The 9,260-nt window shown below is 69.8% G+C and carries 9 protein-coding genes; all 9 read left to right on the top strand.

Annotated features, from left to right (window positions below):
• On the top strand, positions 1–366 hold a 366-nt coding region (locus ACE3TL_RS15640), incomplete at its 5' end, for a prepilin peptidase (RefSeq protein ID WP_374579597.1).
• Between the two features lie 143 nt (positions 367–509).
• On the top strand, positions 510–1,379 hold the full coding sequence (gene cpaB / locus ACE3TL_RS15635; protein ID WP_374579596.1) for a Flp pilus assembly protein CpaB: 870 nt from the start codon (positions 510–512) through the stop codon (positions 1,377–1,379).
• Complete coding sequence (locus tag ACE3TL_RS15630; protein ID WP_374579595.1) at positions 1,376–2,962, top strand: type II and III secretion system protein family protein; 1,587 nt, start codon at positions 1,376–1,378, stop codon at positions 2,960–2,962. The genes cpaB and ACE3TL_RS15630 overlap by 4 nt, the downstream gene beginning before the upstream one ends.
• Positions 2,959–3,642 (top strand): CpaD family pilus assembly protein, encoded by a 684-nt coding sequence (locus tag ACE3TL_RS15625; RefSeq protein WP_374579594.1) that lies wholly within the window; start codon positions 2,959–2,961, stop codon positions 3,640–3,642. Before ACE3TL_RS15630 ends, ACE3TL_RS15625 begins: the two co-directional genes overlap by 4 nt.
• A gap of 16 nt (positions 3,643–3,658) precedes the next feature.
• On the top strand, positions 3,659–5,188 hold the full coding sequence (locus tag ACE3TL_RS15620; protein ID WP_374579593.1) for a CpaE family protein: 1,530 nt from the start codon (positions 3,659–3,661) through the stop codon (positions 5,186–5,188).
• Positions 5,189–6,715: a CpaF family protein gene (locus ACE3TL_RS15615; RefSeq protein ID WP_374579592.1), complete on the top strand. Its 1,527-nt coding sequence runs from the start codon at positions 5,189–5,191 to the stop codon at positions 6,713–6,715. It begins immediately after the preceding gene.
• Between the two features lie 3 nt (positions 6,716–6,718).
• Positions 6,719–7,699, top strand: a complete 981-nt coding sequence (locus ACE3TL_RS15610; RefSeq protein ID WP_374579591.1) for a type II secretion system F family protein — start codon at positions 6,719–6,721, stop codon at positions 7,697–7,699.
• A 3-nt stretch (positions 7,700–7,702) separates the two neighbouring features.
• A complete protein-coding gene (locus ACE3TL_RS15605) occupies positions 7,703–8,689 on the top strand; it encodes a type II secretion system F family protein (protein WP_374579590.1) in 987 nt (328 codons plus the stop codon).
• Between the two features lie 73 nt (positions 8,690–8,762).
• Entirely contained in the window at positions 8,763–9,140 is a 378-nt protein-coding gene (locus ACE3TL_RS15600) for an EF-hand domain-containing protein (RefSeq protein ID WP_374579589.1), read from the top strand.
• The last annotated feature ends 120 nt before the right edge of the window (positions 9,141–9,260 follow it).

Raw genomic sequence — 9,260 nt, 5'->3', positions numbered from 1 at the left:
TGGCTTCCGCAGATCGGCCTGCATGTGGCCGCTGGAGTCGCCGCGCTCGTGGCCGGCATGGTCATGTTCGCCCTGCGCTGGATCGGCGGCGGCGACGCCAAGCTGTTCGCCGCTGCGGGGCTTTGGCTCGGCTGGTCGGCTGCGGTTCCCTACCTCGTCTATACCGCCTTGGCTGGCGGCGCCCTGGCTCTCTTCCTGATCAGCCTGCGCTCCATGTGGCTACGCGCCTATGTGGTCAACGGCCCGGCCTGGGTCGGCCGGCTCGCGACGCCCGGCGAGAGCGCCCCCTACGGCGTCGCCATTGCGGTGGGCGCCATGGCCGCCTTCCCGGCGTCGGCGCTTCTGAGCGCCTGGGGTGGTTTGTAAGCGGAGCCTTTAGGTCGCGTTAACCATGCGCGCGGCAATTAACGACGGATCGGCAAAACGCCGATCATCCGAATCGCAGGCGCCGCGGACCGCGGACGCAGGCGACCCAGGGCCCGCCCCGCGGGCGTCTTGAGTCCGCATCCATGGGCGCCGTCCGCATCGCCATCCTCGCCGTCGCCGCCATCGCCGCCATCGGCTTGGCCTTCATCGTGCGCAACATGGCGTCGCCGAAACGCCCCGAGCCGGCCGCCGCGGCCGCTCCGGCGGCGCGCCCGGTGGCCCAGGTGCTGGTCGCCAAGCGCGACCTGCCGATCGGTACGCGGCTGACCCCGGCGGATCTCGCCTGGCAGGCCTGGCCGGCCGATGCGCTCAACGCCTCTTTCGTCACCGACGGCGCCGCGCCGGCGCTTCCGGCTCAGATGCCCGACAAGGCGGTCCAGAAGGCCGCCCGCGCGGCCAACGACATCATCAGCGCCCAGAGCCCGATGCAGGCCTTCGAGGGCGCCATCGTCAAGGAAGCCCTGGCCGCCGGAGAGCCGGTGGTGGCGCGCAAGGTCGTCCGCGCCGGCCAGAGCGGCTTCATGGCCGTGGTGCTCCAGCCCGGCATGCGGGCCATGGCCGTTCCGATCAACGCCGAAACCGCGGCCGGCGGCTTCATCCTGCCCGGCGACCGCATCGACGTGCTGCAAAGCCGCCAGGGCGGCGGCGACGGCGGCGCCAAGACCATGGTCACCGAGGTCCTGATGCGCAACGTCCGGGTCCTGGCCATCGACCAGAGCATCGAGCCGGGCAAGGACGCCAAGACCATCGTCGGCGGCGTCGCCACCCTGGAGATTCCGGCCGCCGACGCCGAGGTGATGGCCCGCGGCAAGGCCCAGGGGGAGGTGCAACTCGCCCTGCGCTCCTACGCCGATATCGGCGGGCCGCCCGGCCGCGGCGGAACCGCCCGCGCCACCGCCCAGGCCGTCCGCGTCTTCCGCGGCGGGGAAGTCACCGAGGTCGCCACGCCATGACGCCGCGTATCCTGATCGCCCTGGCCGCCTTGGGGGCGGGCCTCTTCGCTCCGCTCGCCGCCGGGGCCCAAAGCACGCCTGGCGCGGCTCCGGCCATGGCGGCCGGGGTCGCCGGCCAGTCGGCCGTCGTGCGGGTCAACCTGTCGGGCGGGCCCGCGACCCAGTCCCTGACCTTGCCGAACGGCAAGTCGGCGATCGTCGAGCTGCCGGTCGACGTGCGCGACGTTCTGGTGACCAATCCGGCGGTCGCCGACGCCATGCTGCGCTCGCCGCGCCGGATCTTCATCATGGGCCTGAAGAACGGCTCGACCGACGCGGTGTTCTTCGACGCCGCCGGCCGCCGCATCCTCTCGCTCGACATCCGCGTCGACCAGGACCCCTCGGCCGTCGCCCAGACCATCAACCGCGTCGTGCCCGGCGCCCGGGTCAAGGTCGACGCCATGAACGGCAGCCTGATCCTCTCGGGCCAGGTGGCCAACCTCGCCGACGCCGACCGCGCCCAGCAGATCGCCCGCGCCGCCGTCGAGAAGCCCGAACAGGTCATCAACATGCTGGGCATCGCCGGCAAGGACCAGGTGATGCTCAAGGTGCGCATCGTCGAGATGCAGCGCAACGTCATCAAACAGCTCGGCTTCAATCTCAACGCTCTCCTGGGTCAACTCGGCGAGACCCAGTACACCTTCGGCATTTCGCCGACCTGGGGGGTCAACGGCTCCCTGCTCGGCGGAATATCCGGCGGCTGGCTGAGCAACACCACCAAACAGCCGGTGATGCAGTTCCCCTGCTCCTTCGACACTGAGAAGCTGTGCGATGTCGTAGTCCGCGACGCGACCCAGGCCAGCAACTGGAATACCGCCACCCTGAAGGATACAGCCGGCAGTCCCGGGCTCAACCAGGGCGAAGCCACGCTCAAGGCGTTCGAGCGGGTCGGCCTCGTCCGCACCCTGGCCGAGCCGAACCTCACCGCGGTCTCGGGCGAGGCGGCGAATTTCCTGGCCGGCGGCGAATTCCCCATTCCGGTCGCCCAGGACCGCTCGGGGGCGATCAGCGTCGAGTTCAAGCCCTTCGGCGTCGGCCTCGGCTTCACCCCCGTCGTGCTCTCCTCCGGCCGCATCTCGCTGAAGGTCTCGACCGAGGTCTCCGAAATCAGCAGCCAGGGCGCCTTCACGGTCAACAACGGCGCCAGCGGCACGGCCCTCACCATTCCGGCCCTCGTCGTCCGGCGCGCCGAGACCTCGGTGGAGCTGCCCTCGGGCGGGGCGATGATGATCGCCGGCCTGTTGCAGGAAAAGACCAAGCAGAGCTTCGACAGCCTGCCCGGCATGACCACCCTGCCGGTGCTGGGCAGCCTGTTCCGTTCGCGCGACTACCTGGCGGGCGAGACCGAGCTGGTCATCATCGTCACCCCCTACATCGTCGACGCCGTCAGCCCGGACCGCCTGCAGACCCCGGTTGACGGCATGATGATCGCCGACGACGCCTCGACCCTGCTGATGGGGTCGCTGACCAAGGCTTACAAGGCCAATCCCAACGCGCCTCGCGGGCGCACCTATCAGGGGCCGCATGGCTACGTGATCGAATGAGCGCATCCCGTTTCCTCGCCCTCGCCGCGGCCGCGCTCGCCCTGAGCGCCTGCGCCACCAACCGCGAAGCTCCGGTCGGCAAGGCCGATCAGCCGCGCACCCCGACCGAGCTCTGGCGCGCCCAGGTCAATACCCAGCCGGCGGAAATCCGCCTGGCCGTGCGGGGCGAGGGTCTGTCGGCGGCGCAGTCCGACGCCCTGGCCGCCTTCGCGGCCGACTGGCGGGGCGACGGCGGGCCCATCGTGGTGCGCGCGCCGGTGAGCGGCCCCGACGCCGCCATGACCGCACGCTCCACCGAGGCGGTGCGCGGCTTCCTGCTCGATCAGGGCGTCTCCGACGCCGAGGTCAGCGTCATGGGCTATGACGCCAAGGGCGACCGCGCCGCGCCGCTCGTCCTCACCCGCCAGCAGTATTCGGTCACCGTGCCCGAGTGCGGCCGCGAATGGACCAATCTCGCCCACTCCTGGAAGAACGAGGTCCAGCCCAACTTCGGCTGCGCCATCACCGCGAACATGGCCGCCCAGCTCGCCAATCCGGCCGACCTGACGCGGCCGGCCGCCTCGACGGCCGCCGACGTCCAGCGCCGCGAAGTCGTACTCGACAAGTACCGTCAGGGCGAGATCACCGCGACCAAGCGGGACGAGCAGGCCAATGGCGCAGTCGCCAAGGCCGGTAATTGAGGCGAGGCGGGGTTTCATGAAGCCGCATCAGAGTCACGATCCCTTCGATCCCGACTTCGACGCCGAGGACGATTTCACCTCCGTCGAGGACGCCTGGCGCGAACCGCCCCCGGCCGCCGCCGCCGCCGATCCTTTCGCGCCCGAAGCGCTGGAAGAGGTCGAGCCCGAGGCGTTCCCCGATCCGTTCGCCGACCTGGGCGGGGCGCGCGCCGCCGACCGTCCCGATCCCATCGTCATCGAGCCGGCGGGCGGCCATGACGAAGACCCGTTCGGTCTGGATGGAGCGGTCTCGCCGCCGCCTCTCGTCCATCCGGTCCACGACATGATCGCCGGCGCCGAGGCGGCCTTCGGCGAGAGCAGCCTGCCGCGCATCACCATCCACATCTTCTGCGTCAACGCCGCGACCGCCGAAATGGCCGGCCAGGCCGCGGCCGACCGCCGGATGGAACGGGCCACCGTCGTCACCCGCATGGGCGGCCTGGCCGCCGCGGTCGAGACCTATCGCAACGAGGCGACGCCCTCGCTGGTGATGGTCGAGAGCGCCGATCCCGGTCCCCAGCTCCTGGCCCTGCTCGACAAGCTGGCCGAGGTCTGCGACCCGGGCACCAAGGTCGTGGTCGTCGGCCAGGCCAACGACATCGCCCTCTATCGCGAGCTGATGCGCCGGGGCGTGTCCGAATACATCGTCCCGCCGCTCAATCCCCTGCTGCTGGTGCGCACCGCCGCCAGCCTCTACGCCGATCCCTCCGCGCCCTTCGTGGGCCGCCAGGTCGCGTTCTGCGGGGCCAAGGGCGGGGCCGGCGCCTCGACCATCGCCCACAACATCGCCTATTCGATCACCGAGCGGCTGCTGACCGGCGCCGTCCTGGTCGACCTCGACCTGCCGTTCGGCACCGCCGGGCTCGACTTCAACCAGGACCCGATCCAGGGGGTCATCGACGCCCTCTCCCAGCCGGACCGCCTCGACACCGTGCTGATGGACCGCATGATGGTCCGCTGCACCGACCGTCTGTCGCTGTTCGCAGCCCCCGCGACCCTGGACGCCGACTACGACATCTCGACCGAGGCGTTCGAGGAGGTCACTCAGAAGATCCGCTCGGCCGCCCCCTTCGTGGTGCTGGACCTGCCGCACGCCTGGACGCCCTGGAAACGTAAGATCCTGCTCTCGTCCGACGACCTGGTGATCGTGGCCACCCCCGATCTCGCCTCGCTGCGCAACGCCAAGAACATGATCGACCTCGTTCGTCGCGCCCGGCCGAACGATGCGCCGCCGCGGCTGGTGCTGAATCAGGTCGGCGTCCCGGGCCGCCCCGAGATTCCGGTCAAGGACTTCGGAGAGGCCCTCGGCCTCACCCCGGCCCTCTGCTTGCCCTTCGATCCCAAGCTGTTCGGCCAGGCCGCCAACAACGGCCAGATGATCGCCGAGGTCGGGCCGAAGTCGCGCTCGGCCGAGGGGCTCGACCATCTCGCCCAGCAGATCGCCCGCCGCGAGCCGCCGCAGGTCCAGAAGACCTCGCTGCTCTCGAGCCTGTTCAAGAAGAAGTAGATGTTCGGCAAGCGCCCCTCGGCCACCGACGCGCCCGCGCCGCGCCCGGCCCCGCCGCCCGCGGCGGACGGTGCGGCCATCGCCACGCGTCCCCAGCGGGTCGAGCCGGGCGCGGCCGCCGGCCCCGCGGTCGCCCCGGTCCAGACCCCGCCGCCCGCCGGCAAGCCCTCGGCCGGTCCCAAGCCGACCATGGCTTTCGAACAGCTCCGCGCCGCCCAGGGACCGGCGCCCGCGACCCAGGTCGTGCGCGAGCAGAGCGACTACTACCACGCCACCAAGGCCACGATCTTCAACGCCCTGATCAACACGATCGACCTGGCGCAGCTCGCCCAGCTCGACGCCAAGCAGGCCGCCGAGGAGATCCGGGACATCGTCGCCGAGCTGGTGGCGATCAAGAACGTCTCCATGTCGGTGTCCGAGCAGGACACCCTCGTCCAGGACATCATCAACGACGTCCTCGGCTACGGCCCGCTGGAGCCGCTGCTGGCCCGCGACGACATCGCCGACGTCATGGTCAATGGCGCGGGCCGGGTGTTCATCGAGGTGTCCGGCAAGGTCCAGCTCACCAACGTCCGCTTCCGCGACAACGCCCAGCTCATGAACATCTGCCAGCGGATCGTCAGCCAGGTCGGCCGCCGGGTCGACGAAAGCTCGCCGATCTGCGACGCGCGCCTGCCCGACGGCTCCCGCGTGAACGTCATCGCCCCGCCCCTGGCGCTCGATGGGCCGACGCTCACCATCCGGAAGTTCAAGAAAGACAAGCTGACCATGAAAAACCTGGTGGAGTTCGGCTCCATCAGCCCGGAAGGGGCGCGGGTTCTCGGGGTCATCGGCGCCTGCCGCTGCAACGTCATCATCTCGGGCGGCACCGGGTCGGGCAAGACGACCCTACTCAACACCCTGACCGCCTTCATCGACCCGACCGAGCGCGTCATCACGTGCGAGGACGCCGCCGAGCTGCAGCTCCAGCAGCCGCACGTGGTCCGTCTGGAGACCCGCCCCCCGAACCTTGAGGGCCAGGGCCAGATCACCATGCGCGACCTGGTCAAGAACTGCCTGCGGATGCGTCCCGAACGCATTATCGTCGGCGAAGTCCGCGGCCCGGAGGCCTTCGACCTGCTCCAGGCGATGAACACCGGCCACGACGGCTCGATGGGCACCTTGCACTCCAACAGTCCGCGCGAAGCCATCAGCCGCGTGGAATCAATGATTACGATGGGCGGCTACGGCCTGCCCTCCAAGACCATCCGCGAGATGATCGTCGGCTCGGTCGACGTCATCATCCAGGCCGCCCGCCTGCGCGACGGCTCGCGCCGCATCACCCACATCACCGAGGTGGTGGGCCTGGAAGGCGACGTGATCATCACCCAGGACCTGTTCGTCTACGAGATCAGCGGCGACGACGCCGACGGCCGGGTGCTGGGCCGCCACCGCTCCACCGGCATCGCCCGCCCGCGCTTCTGGGATCGGGCCCGCTACTACGGCCTCGAGCGCGAGCTCGCCGAGGCGCTGGACTCGGCGGAGTAGGGGATGCTCACCACGCTCCTCATCGCGGTCCTGGGCTTCATCGTCATCGCCGGCGTCGGCTTTGCGCTGTTCTCGCCGGCCGGGGCCGACGCCAAGGCCCTCAAGCGCGCCCAGGTGATCGCCGGCGGCGCCGAGGCGCGCGAGGCCGTCCGCCGCCGCCCGGGCGTCTCCGCCCAGGAGCAGCGCCGCAAGCAGATCCTGCGGACCCTCAAGGAACAGGACCGCCAGAGCAAGAAGGCGCGGCTCAGCCTCGAGGCCCGGCTCAAGCAGGCGGGCCTTTCAATGAAGGTCTCGACCTTCTGGATGCTCAGCGCCGCCCTGGCGGCGGTGGTGCTGCTGCTCGTGCTGGTGCTCGGCCGCTCGCCGCTCATCGCCATCGGCCTGGCCTTCGCCGCCGGCCTCGGCGCGCCGCGCTGGGTCGTCGGCTTCCTCGGCGCCCAGCGGATCAAGAAGTTCACCGAGGCCTTCCCCGACGCCATGGACATCGTGGTCCGCGGCATCAAGTCCGGCCTGCCGGTGCACGACAGCCTGCGGGTCATCGGCAAGGAGGCGCCAGAGCCCCTGGCCAGCCAGTTCAGCCGCCTGGTCGAAAGCATCGGCATGGGCATGACCATCGATCAGGCCCTGGAGAAGATGTACGACGAGATGCCCACCGCCGAGGTGCGCTTCTTCGCCATCGTCCTGGCCATCCAGGCCAAGACCGGCGGCAACCTGGCCGAGGCGCTGGGCAACCTCTCCACCGTCATCCGCTCGCGCAAGCTGATGCGCGAGAAGGTCAAGGCGCTGTCGGCCGAGGCGGTGGCCTCGGCGGCGATCATCGGTTCCCTGCCACCGGCCGTGGCCGTGCTGATCTTCATCACCTCGCCGGACTATATGGCCCCGCTGTTCAATGATCCGCGCGGCCACATCCTGCTGATGATCGGCGGGTTCTGGATGACCCTCGGCGTGCTCTCCATGCGCAAGATGATCAATTTCAAGCTCTGACGCATGGTCGAAACCCTCACCAATCCCGACAACCTCCTGGCGGCCTTCGTCGCGGTGGTCTGCTTTGCGACCATCGTCACCATCGCCATGCCGATGCTGCATCGGAACAACCTCGAGGCGCGGCTGAAGTCGGTCTCGACCCGGCGCGAGGAACTGCGCCGCAAGTCCCGCGAGGCGCTGGCCAAGCGCGGCGCGGGGACCAGCCTGCGCCACGTGGACGAGGGCCTCTACAAGAAGGTCGTCGACCGCCTGCAGCTCTCGCGCCTGCTGGAGGACCCGCAGGTCGTCGACAAGCTGGCCCAGGCCGGCTACCGCGGCCCGCGCCCGGTCTCCACCTTCTATTTCTTCCGCTTCGTCCTGCCGTTCGTCTTCGCCGCCCTGACGGCGATGTACCTGTTCTTCATCGACGGCTTCGGCATGCCCACCATGACGCGGATCGCCCTGTCGGTGGGCGGGCTGACGGCCGGCTACTACGCGCCGAACCTCTACATCACCAACATGGCCCAGAAGCGCCGCGAATCGATCGTCGGCGCCTTCCCGGACGCCCTCGACCTGCTGCTGATCTGCGTCGAGAGCGGCATGTCCATCGAGGCGGCGATCCAGAAGGTCAGCCAGGAGATGGGGGGCGCCTCCATCGAACTGGCCGAGGAACTGACCCTGCTCACGGCCGAGATCTCCTACCTGCCCGAACGGCGCCTGGCCTATGAGGGCCTGGCGCGCCGCACCAACCATCCGGGCATCAAGTCGGTCATGACCGCGATGATCCAGGCCGAGCGCTACGGCACGCCGCTGGGCGCGGCCCTGCGCGTCATGGCCAAGGAAAACCGCGACATGCGCCTTGCTGCGGCCGAGAAGAAGGCCGCCCAGCTTCCCGCCAAGCTGACCGTGCCGATGATCGTCTTCTTCCTGCCGGTGCTGTTCATCGTCATCCTCGGCCCGGCCGGCCTGCGCGTCTACGACATGATGTCGGCGAGCAGCGTCGGCGGCTGACGGCCAAGAGTTCACTGGCCCGCCGCGCGAAAACCGGCTTCAGTCCCGATCGGTTCAGTCAGCAGGCAAGACCATGACCCGGCCGCCCAAGAAGAGCGAAACCCTCGAGATCCGCCTCCCGCACGCGGCCAAGCAGGCCTTCATGGCCCGCTGCCAGGCCGAGGGCGTCAGCGCCAGCCAGGCCCTGCGCGGCTTCATCGAGGCGCAGATCAGTCCCCTGCCGGCCTCCGCGCCGCAACGCCGGCGCGCCTGGCTCAAGCCGGCTCTCGCGGCGGCCGCGGCCCTGGCGGTGGGCGCCACGGCCCTGCCGTCCCTGGCCGGCCAGGTCGACCGCAGCGGCTTCGAGCGTTTCGACCTCGACCACTCGGGCGCCGTCACCCTGTCGGAGTTCGCCCGCCTGGATCGCAACGGCGATGGCGTGGTCAGCCTCGACGAGTTCCGGCGCCGCTAGATCGTGCTTGGATTTGATTGAATCGCGGGATTCCGGTTTTGGGCGGATCGTGATTCAAGATGTGGGCTGGGCGGAGGCCAGCCTGCATGGTTCGACCCTATTCGATGGATCTGCGAGAGC

Origin of the sequence: Phenylobacterium sp. (assembly GCF_041920015.1) — a bacterium.
In the GTDB taxonomy this organism is placed as follows: domain Bacteria; phylum Pseudomonadota; class Alphaproteobacteria; order Caulobacterales; family Caulobacteraceae; genus Phenylobacterium.
This window is presented reverse-complemented; position numbering and strand designations above follow the sequence as displayed.

Bases quoted from the DNA above. Each gene is read 5' to 3' on its own strand.
- cpaB (WP_374579596.1), top strand. From the start codon at position 510: ATGGGCGCCGTCCGCATCGCCATCCTCGCCGTCGCCGCCATCGCCGCC.
- ACE3TL_RS15630 (WP_374579595.1), top strand. From the start codon at position 1,376: ATGACGCCGCGTATCCTGATCGCCCTGGCCGCCTTGGGGGCGGGCCTC.
- ACE3TL_RS15625 (WP_374579594.1), top strand. From the start codon at position 2,959: ATGAGCGCATCCCGTTTCCTCGCCCTCGCCGCGGCCGCGCTCGCCCTG.
- ACE3TL_RS15620 (WP_374579593.1), top strand. From the start codon at position 3,659: ATGAAGCCGCATCAGAGTCACGATCCCTTCGATCCCGACTTCGACGCC.
- ACE3TL_RS15615 (WP_374579592.1), top strand. From the start codon at position 5,189: ATGTTCGGCAAGCGCCCCTCGGCCACCGACGCGCCCGCGCCGCGCCCG.
- ACE3TL_RS15610 (WP_374579591.1), top strand. From the start codon at position 6,719: ATGCTCACCACGCTCCTCATCGCGGTCCTGGGCTTCATCGTCATCGCC.
- ACE3TL_RS15605 (WP_374579590.1), top strand. From the start codon at position 7,703: ATGGTCGAAACCCTCACCAATCCCGACAACCTCCTGGCGGCCTTCGTC.
- ACE3TL_RS15600 (WP_374579589.1), top strand. From the start codon at position 8,763: ATGACCCGGCCGCCCAAGAAGAGCGAAACCCTCGAGATCCGCCTCCCG.